The sequence below is a fragment of the Flagellimonas alginilytica genome (genome assembly GCF_042134605.1).
Taxonomy (GTDB): Bacteria; Bacteroidota; Bacteroidia; order Flavobacteriales; family Flavobacteriaceae; genus Flagellimonas; species Flagellimonas alginolytica.
The window spans coordinates 2,377,098-2,397,652 of record NZ_CP169638.1 but is presented as its reverse complement, the minus strand read 5'-3'; the positions used below and the strand labels follow the sequence as shown (position 1 = coordinate 2,397,652).

Below are 20,555 nucleotides of genomic sequence, written 5' to 3'. Positions count from 1 at the left end.
AAAACGATTAGATATCGAACCGAAGGCCCAGTGAGATATTGTTCTGTTTTATTTCTGCATCCATAAAAATGGGATTTAGGTCGTATTTTATATAAAGCAGTACACCGTCTACGCCCAAATATCCGCTCACACCATAAATAAGGTCGCTTGTGTTGTAGTCTCTTTTTAGTTTATCCTTTACATTTTCCCCGTCCCTATTGTATTTTAATTTTTGGCGTGTTCCCAGATTAAATCCACCATAGCCACCGAATCCCACTCTAAATTGATCACGAATGGAATATCGTATGGTACGTTCTTTTTTATGCAATCGAGAGGGGCCCACCTCAAAATGAACAGGAAAAACAAGGTTGTCCATTCTAAACTTGGATTTATCCAGATCATACTCGAACTCTTGCAATACGGTCTGATCTCCGTCTTGCACAAAAACCTGATTGTCGTCCGGCTTTAAACCATTGAACTGAAACGAAAAACCGTAGTTAACACGTAGCCAGTTAGTATTCCGGAACACACGTGTCCGCCATTGCCAGCCCATCTCAAAAAAACGGCTTCCACCAATTTTATAAGGAGAATCGGACAGGGACTGCCCCTCTATCAAAGCATTGTTAAAACCGATGGCCATAACAAAATCCGAGTAAGTTCGCCTATCGTATTTTAAGTCTCTTTGTCTTTGGCGGGAATTAAAAGTTACCGCCGGTTTTCCATCAATGAGCAATCCAATGCGCATTCTATCACCATAAATGGTATCGGATTCGGACAAGGTAAGTACATCTCCTTTGTTGCGCTCCAGCAAAGCGATCTTATTCTCTATAATCGCGACCCGATTCTCAATGTTCAGAGCTCTTTGCTTTGCCACTTCCTCCTTAAGTATTTTGGCTTCATTTTCGGTAACATCACCATCTTCCAATCGTTGGTTTATGTCCCGTACCTCAATCTTTAGGGCTTCTTTTTCCTGATCGATTATGCGTTGTTTTTCCAGCTTAAGCGTTTCGATTTTCTTTTGATAATCTTCTTGTGCAAAAAGAGATTGAGAAACTAGGAACAGGAGCAAGATTGCTGAATAAAATGTAATTGTTTTCATGATTGTTTTGATTTGCAACCCTCCTTCCCTCCTGTCCATTGTTAAGGACAGGAAGTATTGAAAGGTTTATTTTGATTGATGAATAACTTTATTGGTTTCGGTCCGCCACGGCAGTACGCAATTTTAGGTAACCGGATTTTAGTGCATCAAAGATCTGGTCACGGAAAGATTCGTCCAACTCATCCTCCACTTCGGCCAACAAGGACATGGCATCCACAGTCCCGCTCTCTGAAAATAGTTTGTCGGTTAAAATCTGTCGCTGTGCGGCACGCAGCAAGGAATCGACTTCGGCATCGGAAACATCTTGCCGTACACTTTCCATGAGCTCTACTTGTGCCACTACTTCTTCCACTTTTTGTGCGATCAACTTATCTGGGTTTAGGATCATGTCGTCCTTTAAAGGTTGTCTATTGTCCTTTGTGGCGATTGCAGTATTTGGATTTACATTGGGCAATGGTGTTTCTACCAGTTTTTGCATTTTAGTTACTTTCGACTTAGTCTCCGCAACGTCTATTTGGTTATTTTCTTTTGCCTTTATTTCTTCCGCCTCAATTACCTTCTCATGTTTGATTTCGGTTCCTACCATTTTCATTTGCTCTGTTGGGCCATTGTCCTTGGTAAAAAAGAACGCAGACACCAGTACAACCCCTACAACACTAGCGGCCACCGCGTACATAAACCATGTATTCCTTTTCTTTGGCACGGGTTGTTCCAATTGCGATGCAATCTTGTTCCAAGCCCCATCCGATGGGACAATGGTTCGCTCCTCGAGCTTTTGTTTGATATGTTTTTCAAGTTTAGCCATATCCCTTATTTTTTGTTCGCCGTTTTTGAATTGGGCGACATTCCTTTTAAACTTAAATTTTCTTGAAGCATTTTTCTGGCCTTGAAAAGTTGCGATTTTGAAGTTCCTTCGCTAATTGCCAACATCTCCGCTATTTCCTTATGTCCGTATCCTTCAATGGCATACAGCAAGAAAACGGCTTTGTATCCTTCTGGAAGACCATCTATCAAGTGTTGCACATACTCCATATCCAACAGTCCATCGGATATGGGTCCTAACACCTCTTCCCTCACTTCGACCGCATCATCATCGTAAACAACAAACTGTTTTTTACGTAGAAAGGAAATACTTTCCCTTACCATAATGCTCCTGACCCAGCCTTCAAAACTACCTTTATATTGGTAAGAGCCGAGGTGGTTGAACATCTTGACAAAACCATTTACCATAACATCTTCCGCAAAATGAAGGTCCTTGATATACTGTCTGCATACCCCGAGCATTTTGGGCGAGAACTTCTCGTACAACAATTTTTGAGCCTGCTGATCTCCCTTGATCGATTTTTTAATCAGTTGCTTTTCGTTGTTATGTAGCGAGATGATTTTCAAAAAAAATGGTTTACAAAAGTGCTTCTATTTAAATAGACGGGATATAAACGTAAATGGTTGCCCGAAAAATAAAAATTTTCGACATTTAATTGATAACCAACCTTATAAATACCTATTTTTTACGGTCTACCACGTAATTTACCATTAGGGTGAGGGCACTTTTGTATTCGGAATCGGGGTAATTGTCCAAAATGGCCAACGCTTCATCCTTAAACTCCAACATTTTGGTAACTGCATATTCGAGGCCGCCTTTTTCCTTAACGTACTCTATAACCTCTTTTACACGTTTTTTGTTCTTGTTGTGTTTTTTGATGGAATTGATCAACCATTTTTTACTTTCCTTATCACTATGGTTCAATGCATAGATCAATGGCAGTGTCATTTTTTGTTCCTTTATATCGATACCCGTAGGCTTTCCAATTTTCTCGGCACCGTAGTCAAAAAGGTCGTCCTTAATTTGGAAGGCCATTCCACAAAGCTCCCCGAACTTCCGAAAGGCTTCCACCTCATCCGAATCCGGTCTCACCGAACATGCCCCCATACTGCAACAAGCGGCAATAAGAGTGGCTGTTTTTTGGCGGATAATGTCGTAGTAAACCTCTTCGGTAATATCCAAAAGTCTCGCTTTTTCTATCTGGAGCAGTTCCCCTTCGCTCATATCGCGAACGGCATTGGAAATAATGTGTAGTAAATCGTAATCCTTGTTTTCCAGAGATACCAACAAACCCTTAGAGAAAAGAAAATCCCCGACCAGAACAGCAATCTTGTTTTTCCACAGGGCATTGATGGAAAAAAAGCCCCGGCGTTTGTTACTGTCGTCCACCACATCGTCGTGGACCAGGCTTGCAGTGTGTATCAACTCAATTATGGAAGCTCCTGTGTATGTACGTTCGTTGACTTCCCCGTTCAATAATTTGGCGGTAAGGAACACGAACATTGGGCGCATTTGTTTGCCCTTGCGGTTAACAATATAGTAGGTAATCCTATTAAACAGTGCAACCTTGGAAGACATGGATTTGAGGAACTTTTCCTCAAAAAGCTGCATCTCATTTTCTATGGGTTCCCGTATCTGCGAAACGATTTTCAACGTAGCGGTGTGGTGTTTGGTTTTAAAACCCTAAAAGTAGGGAAAATGCGAGAGTTGTTAGAACTAAATCGAAGTTTTAAGATAGAGTTCTAAAAGTATCGTTGTTTTACCTACCAATGTGGATGGCCAATCAAAAATTAAACTCTAGCTTTTGTTGGCCAATTGACCGCAAGCGGCATCGATATCCTTGCCTCGCGACCTACGTATGGTAACCGTGATGCCGTTTTGCTCCAAGGTATTCTTGTACATGTCAATGGCACTATTGGGTGCTTGTTGAAAGTCACCATCATCAATGGGGTTGTACTCGATTATGTTGACCTTGGATGGTGCAAACTTGCAAAACTTGACCAGTGCATCTGCTGCCTTCTGGGTATCGTTGATTCCTTTCCAGACCACATATTCGTAGGTAATTCTATTCTTGGTCTTGCTGTACCAATACTCCAACGCCTCCCTGAGTTCTTTAAGTGGAAATGTGGCATTAAAGGGCATAATGGAAGTTCGGACCTCGTCGATAGCGGAGTGCAATGAAACTGCCAGACCAAATTTGACTTCTTCGTCGGCCATTTTCCTGATCATCTTAGGCACTCCGGAGGTAGAGACCACAATACGCTTGGGGGACATGCCCAATCCTTCCGGGGAAGTAATTTTTTCTATGGCCTTGAGCACATTGTTATAGTTCATCAACGGTTCTCCCATACCCATAAAAACTATATTGCTCAACGGACGATCAAAATACAATCTGCTCTCGTTGTCTATGGCCACTACCTGATCATATATCTCATCCGGATTTAAATTCCTCATGCGTTTTAGACGGGCCGTTGCACAGAATTTACAATCCAAACTGCATCCAACCTGACTGGACACACAGGCTGTGGTCCGGGTTTCCGTGGGAATCAAAACGGATTCCACTATTAAGCCATCATGCAAACGAACGGCATTTTTAATGGTTCCGTCGGAACTTCGCTGCATTTGATCTACCCGAATATGATTGATAACAAAGTTATCTTCCAACATTTGTCGGGTTTCCTTGGAAATATTGGTCATCGCATCAAAATCGTGGGCCGACTTTTGCCACAACCATTCGTACACTTGGTTTCCACGAAATGCTTTGTCTCCCTGCTCCACAAAAAAGTTTCGGAGCTGCTCTTTGGTCAATGCGCGTATATCCTTCTTTTTGTTTTCCACTATCTAAAGATAAGGAAGAAAAAAATCCCGTTCACTTTAAGGTCAACGGGATTTTTCTTCTATGATTTTCCGTTTTTATAGAATCAACATCGCATCTCCATAGGAGTAGAAACGATATCCTTCCAAAATTGCCTGCTTGTACGCTTTCTTTATAAGATCGTGACCGGCAAATGCGGAAACCATCATCATTAATGTGGATTTTGGCAAGTGGAAATTGGTGATCATACAATTGGCTATGCTAAAATCGTACGGAGGAAATATGAACTTATTGGTCCATCCTTCAAACGTATTCAATGTATGCTCTGAAGAAACAGCACTTTCCAAGCCGCGCATAACGGTTGTACCTACGGCACATACTCTTCGCTTGTTGGCTTTTGCGTTATTTACTACTTCTGTTGCTTTTTCATCGATCACCAATTCTTCGCTGTCCATTTTGTGTTTGGACAAGTCCTCTACCTCTACTGGGTTAAATGTTCCCAGTCCTACGTGCAAAGTGACCTCTGCAAACTGAATGCCTTTGATCTCCAAACGCTTTAATAAGTGTTTGGAAAAGTGAAGCCCTGCGGTCGGTGCTGCTACAGCTCCCTCGTGCTTGGCGTAAATGGTCTGGTAACGTTCCTCGTCTTCTGGTGTTACCTCTCTTTTAATGTATTTGGGCAACGGAGTTTCTCCAAGTTCCCTAAGCTTTCTTCTAAAATCGGTATAAGAACCATCGTAAAGAAAACGCAATGTTCTTCCTCTCGATGTTGTATTATCGATCACTTCTGCCACCAAACTTTCATCATCGCCAAAATAAAGCTTGTTACCGATCCTAATCTTTCTTGCCGGATCTACCAAAACATCCCAAAGTCGTTGCTCTTGGTTAAGTTCCCTAAGCAAGAACACTTCTATCCTAGCACCGGTTTTTTCCTTGTTTCCAAAAAGTCTCGCAGGAAACACCTTGGTATTGTTCAAGACCATTACATCGTCTTCATCAAAATAATCTACGATGTCTTTGAACATTTTATGCTCAATTTTTCCTGTATCCCTATGAACTACCATTAGTTTGGATTCGTCACGATGTTCCGCGGGATATTCTGCCAACAATTCTTTTGGCAATTCAAAATTGAAGTTCGATAATTTCATGTGGACTTTTTTTCGATTTTTTTTAAGAGGTGCAAATATACAACCTCGTGATAGGGGATGTCAAGTAATTTGATGATTAAATGTGATTTACAATTCTTGGACTGCGAACCCAAGGGTTCTTAGGTCGTTCCAAAAATCGGGATAGGATTTGGAAACCACTTCGGCATCGTTGACCACAAAGTCAACTTTCAGTGCTAGTGGGCCAAAGGCCATCGCCATTCGATGATCATTGTAGGTATCCACGAAAACTCCTTCTGCAAGCTGATTTTGTGCTTGTAAGGTCAGGCTTTCGGAATCGATATCCACCTTGGCACCAAACTTGCCCAACTCTTTTTGCAGAGCAGCCAACCGGTCGGTTTCCTTAATGGGCAAGGTGTGCAAGCCGGTCAAGTGGCAACCAATACCCAATCCCAAGCAGCTAACGGCAATCGTCTGAGCAATATCCGGGGCGTTGGAAAGATCGTAAGTTAAATGGTCGGCAATATCTTTTGATGTTTTCTTGAGTACAATGGTATTGTCCGTAAATATGGTCTCCACACCAAAATCCTTATAGATTTTTGCCAAAATGCTATCGCCCTGTAAAGAGTTTTGTTTGTACGATGACAGTGTTATTGCCGAACCTACATCGCACATGGCCACAATACTGTAAAAATAGCTGGCCGAACTCCAATCGGATTCTACCATCAAAGTAGTATCAACCACCTCTGTTTTTGGGGCGACTTTTATGGTGTTCGCCACAAAGGAAGTTTGGACGCCTATCTGTTCCAACAGGGCCAATGTCATTTTTATATAAGGAACAGATGTAATCTTGCCGATCAGTTCCAGTTCCAAACCATTCTCCAAGCTAGGTGCAATTAAAAGTAATGCGGAAATATATTGGCTGCTAATGTTTGCAGGCAGGGATACACGGTTTTTTCCGAGCTTTTTACCAGAAATCTTCAGCGGGGGATAACCCGTTTCCTTTTCGTATTGAATATCTGCCCCGAGTGCTTGCAATGCTTCCACCAACACTTTAATAGGCCGCTCCTGCATTCGATGCGAACCCGTGAGCACCACTTGTTTGCCTTGTTGCGATGCAAAATAGGCGGTTAAAAAACGCATAGCGGTACCTGCATGGTGAATATCCACCACTCCATTGGACTTGGCCAAACCCTTTTGCATAACTTCCCCATCGTCCGAATTGGAAAGATTGGCTATTTTAATATTCGGAAAAAGCGCCTGCAACAATAACGAACGGTTTGTTTCACTCTTAGAACCAGTGATTGCTATGTCTTTTTCAATTTTTGTATTGTTGGGAGAAGAAAGTTGGAGTTTCAATTCGTTAGGGTTTGTATGAATTGTCAAAACTAGAAAAAACAGCCCTAAAGTCCCTTTATAACCGAAACTTTATTTAAGCTTTTTGTTATTTTGATGACGGTCGTGATCCCTTTTGGTCTTTAGATCCAATTTTTTATCGAATGCCTCTTGTAAATCGATTCCGGTTTGGTTGGCCAAGCAGAGTACCACAAAAACAACATCGGCAAGTTCTTCGCCCAGATCCTTTGCTTTGTCGGATTCTTTTTCGCTCTGTTCACCATATCTTCTGGCAATAATACGGGCCACTTCGCCAACCTCTTCGGTAAGCTGGGCCATGTTGGTCAGTTCGTTAAAGTAACGGACCCCATGATTTTTAATCCACTCATCAACGGCCTTTTGTGCGTTTTCTATGTTCACCTATTTCTATTTTTATTGAATGTATAAAAATAATAGGTTAATAATTAAAATACCTATTATACAGCATTATCAATTTAGATTGATTATCTGATCTTTAAGATTTGGCTAGAATTAATTTACCGGAATATCCATTTGCTATTCGATTATAAAACTCCTTAACTTCAGCATAGTGCTCTGGAAGAATCACGGTTGTATTCCAATCGACTTCAGAAGAGATTTTTATAATATCCTCCTTTACCCACAATTCATATTTGAAACTCCCTATATTTTGGGGCAGCACTATAGCAACAGGCTCAGGCAATGATTCTACAGCATAGCCATCGGGAATTTTAATGGTCACTATTTTTTTAAAGGATTGGGTGAAAATTTTTTCGATGGGCAATTTCCTTTCTTCCTCCTTGAATGGGTTTATATGGTTTAAAGTAAAAAGATTATTTGAATATATTTTACCTTCTATTTCTTCGAAAACAGCTTTTTGGTAAAAGTTATAGGTTTGAATCAAAGGTTTACATGAGTCATCATGATTCAAAACATTAAAATTGGAAATTTCGTGATCCGTTTTTTTCCTTTCAATGTTATCCAGATATGATTCCCCTGGGTTCGCTGCATTCATCTTTCTTAATGAAAGAGCAAAATATCCAGTAGTTTGATGCCTGTATCTACCCGTAATCGAACCATCTTCGTTAAGTGTAGCAGTGACCAACTCGGCATTCAAAGATTTATGTTTTGGAACAAGATCCACTTGAGCCGTAGTACCGTCTTCGCGAATAAGCCTCCCGACCCAATGGATAGCATGCATGGCAATAATGTCCGGGCAACCATATTTTTCGGTAGCATCAAAAAGTAATAGATCGTCTTGTAATTGAAGTCCTACTATAACGTAATTAAATGCATCAGATTTAGGAAATAATGGGATTCCGTTTCCGGTTGAACTGATTAAAATGGGGTCAGCTCGTAATCCTATATTTCTAAACATTGCCGTAAGCATGAGATTAATATCGGCAACATTTCCTATTCCAGTACTATACGCCTCTTTAATCCCTTTGCTGTTGCACCGTATGCCGAAACTATAGTCCCAATTCATCTTCGACTTTACGAAATTAAATATGGCCAGGGCCTTTTCCTTTTCGGTTGATGCACCGCGAACCACTTGCTTTAGGTCTTCTTCAAAATAATCATGTCGATTTAACTCTTCACCAAAACTCTCTCTTTTATAAATGGATTTAGCCACATCTTCCCAAGAAGCACTATAATCTTTTTCTGGCTCATCGGGAAATCTGGTTGACATTAGTTTGAATTGAATGGAAGACCTATAATCGCTTAAATTGAATACTTGAGATTCTTTAACCAATCCTGGCAAGTTCGAAGATGAGAAAGTAAACACATTTTCCACAAATTTTAAGGTTTCCTTTCCTATTGAAACATTTGACGACTTTTTAATAGTATAGGTTGTTTGGGATGTAGCATTGATCGATCTATTCTCCTGTGATCGTTCAAACTCTATAGGAAAAAAACCTCTATTGTATTGTTTATAAACAAAGTACTCTGGAATTTTCAATTGTACCATTGCGTAATCGACCGGAATTTCAAATTGAAACCAAAACTCATCTATATTCCTGTTTACAGGTGATTCAATTACATATTTAAATTCTAAAACACTTCCCTCTTTTACATCTGGCAAAGTAATAGAAACACGCTTTAGGTTCTCATCAACTTTCTCTATAATTATCCCCTCATTTTCCAGTTGAGACTTAATTATTTTTCCATCAATAATATTAAAAGTAAATCCACTGATTTTTGAAATATCCTGACGATTACCACCATCCGTTAAAAGGAGAGTTTGCAAGCTTGCCCAATTGAATCCTTGTTTATTATAGATCTTTACCCTGTAGTGAACTTCTATTATTTGACGCCAACCTCTCTTGTCGTCAAAATCAAAGCTAACCAATTCACCTTTATAAAGAATTGCGGCGTGTGCATTTGGGTACCGTGCATGGTGAGTGGCCGACACTTCATCTTTAGTGACTTTTCCAAACTTTATCTCCTGAGCAACCAACCCATGCAGGGAGAGCAAGAAAAGAATACAATATTTTAATTTCAAAAAATCCATTTTGGCAATTTTACCGATTTCCTCCCTAAATAACCAACTTTAGTTAAAGTTAGCAGGCATGGATTAAATTAAAAAAATCCTATCACCAAACCCATTAACACACAAACAATGTATGGTTAATTTCTTACAAAAAAGAGATTTTTTTCAACATAAAATATTATTCTCTATTTTTTGTGTCCACAATAATGGTAACCGGACCATCATTGAGCAACTCCACTTTCATATCGGCGCCAAAAATTCCGGTTCCAACCTTCTTTCCGAATTTTTGCTCCAATACCTGAACAAAACTCTCGTACACAGGAATGGCAACATCGGGTTTTGCGGCTTTTATATACGATGGTCGATTTCCTTTTTTGGTAGATGCATGCAATGTAAACTGACTAACTACTATAATATCGCCGTCAGTATCCAATACGGAGCGGTTCATCACCCCGTTCTCGTCGTTAAAAATGCGAAGGTTTAAAACTTTATTGGTCAACCAGTCTATATCTTCTTTTGTATCGGCATCCTCGATGCCCAATAAGATCAAAAGCCCGCTTCCGATGGATGATATCATTTTGCCATCGACGGCAACACTTGCCTTTGATACTCTCTGCAGTACTGTTCTCATTTATCTTTCCCTGTATGGATTCTCCTCTTCCCCAGTGAGCATTTGCACATAGCTCCGATAGCGACTTGCTGCAATTTCATTGTTCTCCAGAGCTTTTTTTACGGCACATTTGGGTTCGTCCAGATGTAAACAGTTATTAAATTTACACTCCGATTTTAACGCAAAAAACTCGGGAAAATAGTCTCCGATCTCGTGCTTGTCCATATCCACGATACCAAAACCTTTAATCCCGGGGGTGTCGATTATCCGTGCATCGAAAGACAAGTCGTACATTTCGGCAAAAGTGGTGGTATGTTGGCCTTGCATGTGCTGCTCAGAAATTTCGGCAGTTTTAAGTTGCATTCCAGGTTCCAAGGCATTTACCAATGTAGACTTTCCTACCCCGGAATGACCGGCGAACATACTGGTTTTCCCTTTCATTATTTCTTTTACCAAATCAACGTTCTTACCTTGTTTTGCTTCAATTTTAATGCACTTATACCCAATTTTCGTATATAGATCCATTAAATAATCCACCTCAAACCTTTCTTCTTCTTGGTAAACATCCATTTTATTAAAAAGTAGCACTACCGGAATTTCATAAGCTTCTGCAGTCACCAAAAATCGATCTATAAAACTGGTAAAGGTGGGAGGGTTGTTCAAAGTGACCAATAGGAATACCTGATCTAAATTGGATGCAATAATATGTGTTTGTTTGGAAAGCTTAACGGACTTTCGGACTATGTAGTTTTTACGATCGCCAATTTTGGAAATTATACCGATCGTCTCGTCACCAATAGTTTCCAGTTCAAAACTGACATGGTCGCCAACGGCCACTGGATTAGTGCTCTTAATCCCATGTGTACGGAACTTGCCCTTTATACGGCATTCGTAAAAGTTGCCTTCATTGGACTTTACGGTGTACCAACTTCCGGTCGATTTATAAACTGTTCCGTTCAAAATTTGTTAGTTTTTTAAAATACAAAGAAACAATATTCCTTTCGTTTCGTCGTATATCTTTATTTATAGCATATTAATCATCAAAATTTAAACATGAAAAAAATCTTATTTGCCGCAGTAATCGCTTTGACCACTGCATTTAGCGTAAACGCACAACAGTACAAAGTAATTACCAGCGTTGAATCCATAGTGCCCAACGGGCTTGGTAGATCAAGAATAATCAACGCTCTTGAGGACAAGGATTATAAAGAATTTACCAGTGTACAAACAGAGGACGATAACACGAGAAACAAGTCCAAAAGAAACGAAATCCGTGTTAAAAATTTCGAAGAGACCAAATTGTTGAACTTTTACAATGTTGGCGGTATCCGTTTTCAGAATATTGCGGCCAACGACGCTATGATCACTTCCATGATCAACGATATGATCGCCAACGGATGGGAATTGGCCTTTGTTGTTAGCGGTGTTGAAAGTGAAGGAGGAAAAGGTGATGGACAAGGTATTTTTATTACCCGATATATCTTTAAAAAATAACCTTTCCGATCGATATAAAACTAAAAGAGGCTGTTTAAAAAGTAGTGAAATACATCAGTCTGAACTTGTTTCAGGTTGACAAAGATCGACTTTTTAAACAGCCTCTTTTAGTTAAGCCAACAAGTTTCATTAATCTTTAATGTAGACCCTGCCCCCTACAAATGTTCTCTTATTCACCGTTGTCGGATTTCCATACACGTAGACATCTCCTCCGGCCTTTACATTGATTTCCACCAATTCCGAAGCAAAAACATCGGCTTCGCCCCCGGCTGAAATTTTTACATCCGTTGTTGCGGTGCGCAGTTCCCTACCTTCAAAAATACCTCCGGTATTGAGCACAACGCTTTGGTTTTTGGCAAGTCCAGAGGCTTTAACAATACCGCCTGTCACCGCTCGGATCTCTGCATAATCTACATCCATCCCAATATGGATCATGGCGCCTTCCTGGGCCCTTAGCTCTATTTTACTTTTGTTCACCAACTCGTTACAGGTAATTCTGGCACCCTCGTTCCCATCTATAACATCCAAGTTGGTGTAGTAGACTTCGATCATTGTATCTTCTCCCTGGAATTTTTTATCCAATTGCATACGCAGTTTAAGAACCCCATTTTTGTTGGTCCATTTAATATCGTCCACGTTCCAGCCTTTGATCATAATTTTGTTCTCGTCGGATTGGATCAAATTGACCTCGATCAAATCAAAAACTTTGATTTTGTTGAATTCCCCAACCTCCGTGTCTATAATTCTTTGCGATAACATGATCAATGGAAGCAATAAAAATCCTAATGTGTATATTTTTTTCATGATAGAGTGTTTTTACTTTGGAAAGATGATCACTTAGGAGGTTTGTTACAGTTTGAAACAAAAAAAAACTATTTACGGCACTGGATATTATGGCCGTAAATAGTTCTTAAATGAATCTGACTGTTAAAAATCAGCTTATGACTTGATTATTTTTTCTTGGTGGTTAATGGATTCTTGGTGGATTGCCTTGAACATTCTTAATACGAATTCCTCGCTCAATCCCCTTTGCTCGCCCTCCAAGATCATATTGCCCAGGATTGCGTTCCAACGATTGCTTTGGAGTACGGCAACGTTCTTCTGCTTTTTGAGCTCACCGATTCCGTCCGACACTTTCATCCTTTTGCCCAAAAGATCGATCAACTGATTGTCCAGGACATCTATTTGCGCTCTTAGGTTGGTCAAATTGCTCATGTACTCTGCTTCTTCATCGGTTTCTTTTCTAATTCGCAGATCCTTCATGATCTGGACCAAGGTTTTTGGGGTTACCTGTTGTGCGGCATCACTCCATGCGTTGTCCGGGTCATAATGTGTTTCTATCATCAACCCATCAAAATTCAAATCCAATGCAGTCTGCGACACATCAAAAACCATATCCCTTTTTCCTGTAATGTGGCTTGGGTCGTTTACGATGGGTAAATCCGGGAACCTTGTTTGTAGTTCAATGGCCAGCTGCCACTCCGGTATGTTACGGTATTTGGTTTTTTCGTAAGTGGAAAAACCTCTATGGATCACACCTAATTTTTTAATGTTGGCAGAATATAAACGCTCCACGGCACCTAACCAAAGTGAAAGATCTGGATTTACCGGGTTTTTTACCAACACAACTTTATCGGTACCTTCGAGCGCATCTGCAATCTCTTGGACAATAAATGGACTTACGGTAGAACGTGCCCCTATCCACAACATATCGATATCGTGCTCCAAGGCTAGATCAACATGTGCTCTGTTGGCAACTTCGGTGGCGGTTTTAAGTCCGGTCTCTTCTTTTACCTTTTGCAACCATTTTAGTCCTATGGCCCCTACTCCTTCAAAATTACCAGGACGAGTTCGTGGTTTCCAGATTCCGGCACGGTAATAGCTCACATCGGTATCTTTTAGATCATGGGCAATTTTTAGCACCTGTTCTTCGGTTTCGGCACTACAGGGACCTGCAACTACCAATGGATGACCTAAATTCATATCATCCAACCATTTTCTCATTTCCTTTTTGTTTTCCATAATACGTTCTATTTTTTTGTAAGTGGTATTCCTTTTAGTATTTGTTTTATTTTATTGGTATTACTCATTTCTTGGTGGACATTCTTAAAATCGTTGTCCAATATCAATTGCTTAAAGGTGATCAGGTTTTGAATATACTCTTCAAGGGTTTCGACCACATTATCTTTGTTCTGTTCAAAAATAGGCGTCCACATATCCGGGGAACTTTTTGCCAATCGGACCGTGCTTTCAAAACCACTGCCTGCCATGTCAAAAATATCGCGTTCGTTCCTTTCTTTATCGATAACCGTTTTCCCTAACATAAAAGAACTAATGTGTGATAAATGGGATACATAGGCGATATGTTTGTCGTGCGCCCTGGGATTCATGTACCGAATGCGCATGCCTATTTCCTGAAAAATGGCCAAAGCCCTTTCCTGAAGTTTAAACGCTGTTTTTTCTACTTCACATATGATCATTGTTTTGCCGGTATACAGACCTTCGAATGCAGCAGTCGGACCGGAGAACTCCGTGCCCGCAATGGGGTGACAGGCCATAAAATTTCTTCTTTTGGGGTGATCGGCAACCTGTTCGCAAATCGATTGTTTGGTGGAACCTGCGTCCATTACCACGGTTTCTTCTCCCGAGGCATCCAAAATTTTTGGAAGCTCGGCCATTAAAACATCGACAGGAATGCCCACGAATACCATATCGGCGGTCTGTAGGTCCGTGTACCCTCCTTTTTTGTCGATAATACGCAGTTGCAGGGCCTCATCTAAATGGGCCTCGCTTTTATCCACTCCGATTATTTCGGCTTCCGGGTGCAGCCTTTTTACATCCTTTGCAAAGGACCCCCCTATTAAACCAACACCTATAATGACTATTTTCATAATCTAAAATCTTTGGATCGCTTCTTTGATCTTTTCTTCTTTTACACAAAGTGAAAAACGAATATAGCCCTCGCCATTACTTCCAAAAATGGTTCCCGGAGCTATAAAAATATCTCTGCTGTACAATATTTCATCTATAAATTGTTCTGATGGGGGTGACCCAGCTGGAAGCTTGCTCCACACAAACATACCGACCGCGTTCTCGTCGTAGGAGCAGCCTAATTTGTCCACCAATCTAAACATAAGCTCCCGCCTTTTGGTATAGACTGTGTCCAAAGCCTCGAACCACTCCGGCCCGCTTTGCAAGGCTGCAATGGCTCCTTTTTGAATACCATAGAACATCCCGGAATCCATATTGCTCTTTACCTTTAGCACTGCATTTATGTGCTCCGCATTGCCCAATACCATGCCCACTCGCCATCCTGCCATATTAAAGGTCTTGCTGAGACTGTTCAGTTCCAAAGTGCACTCTTTTGCCCCATCAATGGACAAAATACTGGTCGGGTTACTTGAAAGCACAAAACTGTACGGGTTATCGTTCACCAATAGAATTTGGTTCTTTTTCGCAAAATCCACTAACATTTTAAGCTGATCTACGGTGGCCGTTGCACCTGTTGGCATATGAGGATAGCTTACCCACATTAACTTTACCTTGGACAGATCTTTTGTAGCTAGCTCGTCCAAATCCGGAAACCAACCGTTTTTTTCGGATAAATTGTACTGTATAGGAACAGCGCCCACTAAACTGGTCACAGCGGCATATGTCGGGTATCCCGGATTGGGGATCAAAGCCTCGTCGCCATTGTTTAAAAAAGCCATGCTAATGTGCATAATGCCTTCCTTGGAACCCATCAATGGTAAAATATCCGTGTTCGGATCTACGTTTACATCGAATTTTTGATGGTAGAAGTCTGCAATCGCTTCCCTTAGTTTTGGCAGTCCCTGATAGCTCTGGTACTGGTGTGCCCCTGCTTCTATTATGGAATCCCTTAGTGTTTCCAATACTTGTGGCGAGGGTGCCAAATCGGGGCTGCCGATCCCCATATTTATAATGGGTCTTCCTTGTGCGATTAGCCCACGGACTTCTCTTAGTTTTGTAGAGAAATAGTATTCCTTTACGCTATTTAACCTATCTGCAGTTATCATAGGATCAATGCATTTTTGTATTCGCCCAAAACCCGAAAATCCTCTGCCATAATCTCCAGCAAAGATTTAGTTTTGGAAAATTGTTCATAATTCTCAAAAGTGACATCAACAAAGAAGGCATACTTCCAAGGGGTCTTTATTACCGGCAAGGATTGGATTTTGGTAAGGTTCATGTTACAATCGCTCATCACGTTCAAAACAGTGGCCAAACTCCCCCGTTTATGATCGGTAATGAATCTTAAAGAAGCCTTGTTTATTTCTTCCTCTGGCAACACCTTGTTCTGCTTTTTAAGGATTATAAAACGTGTTGAGTTATTTACAATAGTTTGGATGTTATCAGCAATAATATCCAATCCGTACAATTCTGCCGCCATTTTGGGAGCAATTGCAGCTATATTAGCCAACTTACCTTCTTTTATTCTTTTTGCGGTTTCCGCAGTATCCACACTTTCAACAAGTTTTATCTGCGGATGGGCCTTAAAAAACTCTTTGCACTGCAATAATGCCATTGGATGCGAATGCACCTCGCGGATATCATCAAATGTTTTTCCTTTTAAAACCATTAGGTTATGATGAATGTTAAGGTAATGCTCTCCAATAATATGGATGTTATTGTGGTACACCAGATTATAGTTGGGGATTATAGATCCTGCAATAGAATTTTCTATCGCCATAATACCTTTGTCCGCAATGCCCAACAATAAACTATCCACTACGGCATCAAAGGAATTGCATTCCAATAACTCAATATTACTTCCAAAAAAATCTTTGGCTACTTGATGGTGGTTGGACCCCTTTATTCCCTGTATGGCTATTTTTAAACCCATGGCAAAAAAAAAGCCCCGATGCTATCGGGACTTTATAAATTAGTTATACTTTAAACGTATCTACAATAGTCCCGTTCCTCTTTGAAAAAAGAAGTAAAAATAAAAACGGTTCCAGAAATACGTGTTTGTCATCTCTTTGTTAATTGTCGGCTAATTTAGGCATTCAATCCTAAACACTACTCCAATCCCATATTTTTTTTGATATTTTTTAAAAAGTTGATTTTCACTGAACATTATCTTACAGAAAATCGATTTTTTTTTCAAATTCACATTTTCATAGTTTTTTAAAGGATCGTAACAGGCCAATTATCCTTGCCCTTACTTGTAGTGAACAAAACCTATAAAAGTGTATTTTTGAAAGCAATTAAACTAGTACAAATGTCCATTACCGTTAAGAACATCACCAAAACCTTTGGAACCCAAAAAGCATTGAACAATGTTTCGTTCACCATCAACAAGGGTGAAGTTGTTGGGTTTTTAGGCCCAAATGGTGCCGGCAAGTCCACCATGATGAGGATCTTGACCACCTATTACAAAGCGGACAATGGAGAAGCATCGGTAAACGGTTTTGATGTACTCGCCGCAGAAAAAAAAGTTCAAAAAAGTATAGGCTACCTACCAGAACACAATCCCTTATATCTGGAGATGTACGTAAGAGAATATTTATCGTTCAATGCCGATGTGTACAAAGTGGACAGGTCCAAAATAAACCAGGTAATCGAGCAAACGGGTTTGACCCCCGAGGCCCACAAAAAAATTGGACAGTTATCCAAAGGATACCGGCAACGTGTAGGACTTGCAGCCGCCTTGTTGCACGACCCAGAAGTTTTGATACTAGATGAACCCACGACCGGCCTTGATCCAAATCAATTGATCGAAATCCGAAAATTGATACGTGAAATCAGCAAAGAAAAGACCATTTTACTTTCCACACATATTATGAAAGAAGTGGAAGCCGTATGTGATCGTGTGATCATCATCAGCAAAGGAGAATTGGTGGCCGACAAAAAACTGGAAGAACTCCGTGAAGCCGAGGAACAGATTATTGAGGTCGAGTTCGATTATCGTGTAGAAGAACAATTACTACAACAACTGCCCAACGTGTCCAACGTAAAAAACACCGGTGGCTTTGTCTACGAAATCACTTTTACAACATCTAAGGATATGCGGCCCGCTGTTTTCGATTTTGCACACGACAATTCACTAAAAACGTTACAACTTAGCAGAAAAAACAAAAACTTGGAAAGCCTCTTTACAGAACTTACCTCTTAATTCCTTTTGCCCTGATTTGTGTTGACTCTCTCCTGAAAGGAAACTGAAAACCGTTCCAAATATGGTACTTTTGCAGTTCAGAAGAAATAGAGCCCAATGAAAAAGAATACTGCCAAATTGGAACTATCCAAAGAAGAGATGAAAAGCTATGGTTATCAAATTGTTGATGCCATTGTTGAACATCATTCCACACAACACCAGAAGCTACCTGTCGCACTTGGTTCAAGGAAAGAAATGGATTCTTTGTTTTTGGAGGAAGCTCCCGAACAAGGTTCGGAACCGACCCAAGTGTTGGACTTTGTTCTGGAAAAGGTTATGACCAATAGTGCGAATATGGCACACCCCAAATCCTTTTCTTTTGTTCCAGGACCAAGTAACTATATTAGTGTAATGGCAGATGCCCTAGCAACGGGCTATAATATTTTTTCTGGCGGGTGGGCCGCTAGCCCAGCTGCTGCGGAATTGGAAATAGTTACCATTCAATGGTTGTTGAAGATTTTTGGTTTCCCCAAGAAAAAAGGGGGCGGTATTTTTACCAGTGGTGGCTCCATGGCCAACTTGACTGCGGTGGTTACTGCCCGACGCATTAAATGTGGTGATGATTTTTCAAAGGCTGTTATCTATCTATCGGATCAAGCCCATTCTTCCAACATTAAGGCCATTCGGGTATTAGGATTTAAAAAGGAACAGATTCGAATTATCCCTACAGATAGTGAACTAAAATTCTCGGTAAACAAACTCAAAAATTGTATTGCAAAGGATAGATTGGAGGGATTGCATCCTTTTTGTTTAATAGCAACTGCAGGAACTACAAACACAGGTACGGTAGATCCTTTGGTAGAGCTGGGCAAAATCTGCAAAAAAGAAAACATTTGGTACCACATTGATGGGGCGTATGGAGGAGCAGCTATTCTATCCAAAAAAGGTAAATTGGCCATGAAAGGCATTGAAAAAGCGGATTCTTTGACCGTGGACCCCCACAAATGGTTTTTTCAACCTTATGAAATGGGATGTCTTTTGGTACGAAACCACAAAAACCTAAGCAACACTTTTACGGAAAAACCAGAATATTTAAGGGATATCGAGGGGAATACCTCCGAAATCAATTTTTATGACCATGGTATTCAACTGACCCGAAGGTTCCGTGCCCTAAAGTTTTACATGTCTTTAAAAACCTTTGGTTTAAAAGAGTTCCGGGATGCTATTTCCTATAATATTGATTTGGCAGAAGAAGTGGAGACCATGCTCAGGGGCAGCAAAAGTTGGGAAGTGGTTTTCCCGGCAACCTTAGCGGTCATCAATTTTAGGTACAACCCCATCAATAAAAAATATTCGGAGAAAGAATTGGACAAAATCAACCAATACATTTCCGAAAAAGTGGTTGGATCTAGAAAGGCGCTTTTGGTCACCACTATTTTAAACGGTCAAATTGTGCTCCGTATGTGCTTGATCAACCCAAGAACTTCTATGGAAGATGTAACGGAAACTTTTGATCTTTGTAAAAAATACGCTTTGGAAATTGAAGAGGAACTGGAAAGCAAAATCTAAACGTTATCTTTTAAAAAACAATCAATTGCCTCATCCAATACAGGCTGCACCTTTGGGTCTGTACAATTGATGAGGATGGAGATTACTTTTTCCTGCTCTGGATAGATGAAAAGGTTGGTATAAGCTCCAACACTACTGCCTATATGTCCCACAAAAGACCTATCCTTTGCATCTTGACTTACCTGAAATCCCAGACCGTAGTATGTAGGTTTGCCATTGATCAATTCCGAAGTCAACAATAGGTCGTACGTTGCATCACTCAGTAATTCGCGTTTTAAAATGGCACTACCTAACCGTGCCACATCTTCAGAGGTCGACAAATATCCACCTCCTGCCAATTTATATTGATTGTTTACCTCAACAGATTGTTTAAAACACATGGATCGTTTGGTATAGAAATGCGCATGGTTTTCCATTTTTTTTAAGCCGGCCCCATAATTCGGGGAAAATGTGCCATGCAATCCCAAAGGCTTCAAAATATGTTCCTCAACATATCTTTCAAACGGCACTCCACTTGCCTCTTGCATGGCAAGGGAGAGAAGAACAAAATCAAAACTATTATATAGATAGCCAGTTCCAGGTTTAAACACCAACGGATCGTTTTTGAACATGTTGATTCCGTCTTTAATGGAAAAATCTTGGTTTAATGCATATTCTTTACCGCGATAACCGCGTATTCCGGCGGTGTGCGAAGCCAATTGCCTTAGTGTAAAACCAAAACGTTTTTTGGGGTAATATGGCACGTAGGTATAAATGGATTCATCCAAATTGATTATCCTATCTTCTACCATTTTTCCTAAGGCCAAACCCGTAATGCATTTGGAAATACTTGCAATACGAAAAACTGTTTGCTTTGGGTCGACAAAGATTTTCTTGTCAAGATTAGAAAATCCATACCCTTTTTGAAGCACAGTTTCACCTTTATCCAAAAAAGTCACGGCCAATCCCGGAACTTTTTTCTCTGCGGCCAGATTATGTAAAAGCGCATCGACCTTTTCCAGTCCTTGCAACCCATCTAAAGATTTAACCTTTGGAAATGGTGAGAAATAACTTTTAATATGTGCGAACAGATTCCCCAAGAATTCGGTTTGAGTCCCGAAA

Annotated in this window: 20 protein-coding genes; 3 read left to right on the top strand and 17 right to left on the bottom strand. The window is 40.4% G+C overall.

Annotated elements, in window-relative coordinates; all coding sequences use genetic code 11:
- Positions 1-7 precede the first annotated feature (7 nt).
- The 11 genes from ABTP35_RS10580 to rsgA all read right to left on the bottom strand — a co-directional run bounded on the left by ABTP35_RS10580 (position 8) and on the right by rsgA (position 11,236).
- Positions 8-1,078, bottom strand: a complete 1,071-nt coding sequence (locus ABTP35_RS10580) for a coiled-coil domain-containing protein (protein WP_375334194.1) — start codon at positions 1,076-1,078, stop codon at positions 8-10.
- 88 nt (positions 1,079-1,166) lie between these two features.
- Entirely contained in the window at positions 1,167-1,883 is a 717-nt protein-coding gene (locus tag ABTP35_RS10575; RefSeq protein WP_293296480.1) for a hypothetical protein, read from the bottom strand.
- A gap of 5 nt (positions 1,884-1,888) precedes the next feature.
- Positions 1,889-2,467: an RNA polymerase sigma factor gene (locus ABTP35_RS10570; RefSeq protein WP_224837532.1), complete on the bottom strand. Its 579-nt coding sequence runs from the start codon at positions 2,465-2,467 to the stop codon at positions 1,889-1,891.
- A gap of 112 nt (positions 2,468-2,579) precedes the next feature.
- Complete coding sequence (locus ABTP35_RS10565) at positions 2,580-3,554, bottom strand: polyprenyl synthetase family protein (RefSeq protein ID WP_224837531.1); 975 nt, start codon at positions 3,552-3,554, stop codon at positions 2,580-2,582.
- Positions 3,555-3,698: 144 nt separating this feature from the next.
- Positions 3,699-4,739: a 23S rRNA (adenine(2503)-C(2))-methyltransferase RlmN gene (gene rlmN, locus ABTP35_RS10560; RefSeq protein WP_224837530.1), complete on the bottom strand. Its 1,041-nt coding sequence runs from the start codon at positions 4,737-4,739 to the stop codon at positions 3,699-3,701.
- Positions 4,740-4,814: 75 nt separating this feature from the next.
- The gene (queA, locus tag ABTP35_RS10555; RefSeq protein WP_224837529.1) at positions 4,815-5,864 is read right to left on the bottom strand and encodes a tRNA preQ1(34) S-adenosylmethionine ribosyltransferase-isomerase QueA; all 1,050 of its coding nucleotides are present in this window, start codon (positions 5,862-5,864) and stop codon (positions 4,815-4,817) included.
- An 87-nt stretch (positions 5,865-5,951) separates the two neighbouring features.
- Positions 5,952-7,181 (bottom strand): 3-phosphoshikimate 1-carboxyvinyltransferase, encoded by a 1,230-nt coding sequence (locus tag ABTP35_RS10550; RefSeq protein WP_293296483.1) that lies wholly within the window; start codon positions 7,179-7,181, stop codon positions 5,952-5,954.
- Positions 7,182-7,250: 69 nt separating this feature from the next.
- Complete coding sequence (locus ABTP35_RS10545; protein WP_090293531.1) at positions 7,251-7,577, bottom strand: nucleotide pyrophosphohydrolase; 327 nt, start codon at positions 7,575-7,577, stop codon at positions 7,251-7,253.
- Positions 7,578-7,671: 94 nt separating this feature from the next.
- Complete coding sequence (locus ABTP35_RS10540) at positions 7,672-9,678, bottom strand: transglutaminase domain-containing protein (protein WP_375334193.1); 2,007 nt, start codon at positions 9,676-9,678, stop codon at positions 7,672-7,674.
- 166 nt (positions 9,679-9,844) lie between these two features.
- Positions 9,845-10,297 carry a D-aminoacyl-tRNA deacylase gene (gene dtd, locus ABTP35_RS10535; protein WP_293296491.1) on the bottom strand — a complete coding sequence of 151 codons (453 nt, stop codon included), beginning with the start codon at positions 10,295-10,297 and terminating at the stop codon, positions 9,845-9,847.
- Entirely contained in the window at positions 10,298-11,236 is a 939-nt protein-coding gene (gene rsgA / locus ABTP35_RS10530) for a ribosome small subunit-dependent GTPase A (protein ID WP_293296493.1), read from the bottom strand.
- Positions 11,237-11,329: 93 nt separating this feature from the next.
- On the opposite strand from rsgA, the gene ABTP35_RS10525 reads away from it, so the two are divergent.
- Positions 11,330-11,770, top strand: a complete 441-nt coding sequence (locus ABTP35_RS10525; RefSeq protein WP_224837525.1) for a hypothetical protein — start codon at positions 11,330-11,332, stop codon at positions 11,768-11,770.
- A 129-nt stretch (positions 11,771-11,899) separates the two neighbouring features.
- Here the strand turns inward: ABTP35_RS10525 and ABTP35_RS10520 are convergent, their stop codons facing one another.
- The 5 genes from ABTP35_RS10520 to ABTP35_RS10500 form a co-directional block, all read right to left on the bottom strand.
- Positions 11,900-12,574 (bottom strand): head GIN domain-containing protein, encoded by a 675-nt coding sequence (locus ABTP35_RS10520; protein WP_293296495.1) that lies wholly within the window; start codon positions 12,572-12,574, stop codon positions 11,900-11,902.
- Positions 12,575-12,709: 135 nt separating this feature from the next.
- The gene (locus tag ABTP35_RS10515; RefSeq protein ID WP_224835339.1) at positions 12,710-13,792 is read right to left on the bottom strand and encodes a bifunctional 3-deoxy-7-phosphoheptulonate synthase/chorismate mutase type II; all 1,083 of its coding nucleotides are present in this window, start codon (positions 13,790-13,792) and stop codon (positions 12,710-12,712) included.
- 8 nt (positions 13,793-13,800) lie between these two features.
- A complete protein-coding gene (locus ABTP35_RS10510; protein ID WP_252079065.1) occupies positions 13,801-14,661 on the bottom strand; it encodes a prephenate dehydrogenase in 861 nt (286 codons plus the stop codon).
- 3 nt (positions 14,662-14,664) lie between these two features.
- Positions 14,665-15,807, bottom strand: a complete 1,143-nt coding sequence (locus ABTP35_RS10505) for an aminotransferase class I/II-fold pyridoxal phosphate-dependent enzyme (RefSeq protein WP_293296497.1) — start codon at positions 15,805-15,807, stop codon at positions 14,665-14,667.
- Positions 15,804-16,634: a prephenate dehydratase gene (locus tag ABTP35_RS10500; protein ID WP_293296499.1), complete on the bottom strand. Its 831-nt coding sequence runs from the start codon at positions 16,632-16,634 to the stop codon at positions 15,804-15,806. Before ABTP35_RS10500 ends, ABTP35_RS10505 begins: the two co-directional genes overlap by 4 nt.
- 378 nt (positions 16,635-17,012) lie before the next feature.
- Here ABTP35_RS10500 and gldA point away from each other — a divergent pair, with 378 nt between their 5' ends.
- Both gldA and ABTP35_RS10490 read left to right on the top strand, forming a co-directional pair.
- Positions 17,013-17,906 (top strand): gliding motility-associated ABC transporter ATP-binding subunit GldA, encoded by an 894-nt coding sequence (gene gldA, locus ABTP35_RS10495; protein ID WP_293296501.1) that lies wholly within the window; start codon positions 17,013-17,015, stop codon positions 17,904-17,906.
- Positions 17,907-18,002: 96 nt separating this feature from the next.
- The gene (locus ABTP35_RS10490) at positions 18,003-19,454 is read left to right on the top strand and encodes an aminotransferase class V-fold PLP-dependent enzyme (RefSeq protein WP_293296502.1); all 1,452 of its coding nucleotides are present in this window, start codon (positions 18,003-18,005) and stop codon (positions 19,452-19,454) included.
- Here the strand turns inward: ABTP35_RS10490 and ABTP35_RS10485 are convergent.
- The gene (locus ABTP35_RS10485) at positions 19,451-20,533 is read right to left on the bottom strand and encodes a serine hydrolase domain-containing protein (protein ID WP_293296503.1); all 1,083 of its coding nucleotides are present in this window, start codon (positions 20,531-20,533) and stop codon (positions 19,451-19,453) included. The two genes, ABTP35_RS10490 and ABTP35_RS10485, sit on opposite strands and share 4 nt — an antisense overlap.
- Positions 20,534-20,555: the final 22 nt, after the last annotated feature.

Coding starts and splice junctions, on each gene's coding strand:
- ABTP35_RS10490 (WP_293296502.1), top strand. CDS start 18,003: ATGAAAAAGAATACTGCCAAATTGGAACTATCCAAAGAAGAGATGAAA.
- ABTP35_RS10515 (WP_224835339.1), bottom strand. CDS start 13,792: ATGGAAAACAAAAAGGAAATGAGAAAATGGTTGGATGATATGAATTTA.
- ABTP35_RS10525 (WP_224837525.1), top strand. CDS start 11,330: ATGAAAAAAATCTTATTTGCCGCAGTAATCGCTTTGACCACTGCATTT.
- ABTP35_RS10520 (WP_293296495.1), bottom strand. CDS start 12,574: ATGAAAAAAATATACACATTAGGATTTTTATTGCTTCCATTGATCATG.
- gldA (WP_293296501.1), top strand. CDS start 17,013: ATGTCCATTACCGTTAAGAACATCACCAAAACCTTTGGAACCCAAAAA.
- ABTP35_RS10580 (WP_375334194.1), bottom strand. CDS start 1,078: ATGAAAACAATTACATTTTATTCAGCAATCTTGCTCCTGTTCCTAGTT.
- ABTP35_RS10505 (WP_293296497.1), bottom strand. CDS start 15,807: ATGATAACTGCAGATAGGTTAAATAGCGTAAAGGAATACTATTTCTCT.
- ABTP35_RS10575 (WP_293296480.1), bottom strand. CDS start 1,883: ATGGCTAAACTTGAAAAACATATCAAACAAAAGCTCGAGGAGCGAACC.
- queA (WP_224837529.1), bottom strand. CDS start 5,864: ATGAAATTATCGAACTTCAATTTTGAATTGCCAAAAGAATTGTTGGCA.
- ABTP35_RS10510 (WP_252079065.1), bottom strand. CDS start 14,661: ATGAAAATAGTCATTATAGGTGTTGGTTTAATAGGGGGGTCCTTTGCA.
- ABTP35_RS10500 (WP_293296499.1), bottom strand. CDS start 16,634: ATGGGTTTAAAAATAGCCATACAGGGAATAAAGGGGTCCAACCACCAT.
- dtd (WP_293296491.1), bottom strand. CDS start 10,297: ATGAGAACAGTACTGCAGAGAGTATCAAAGGCAAGTGTTGCCGTCGAT.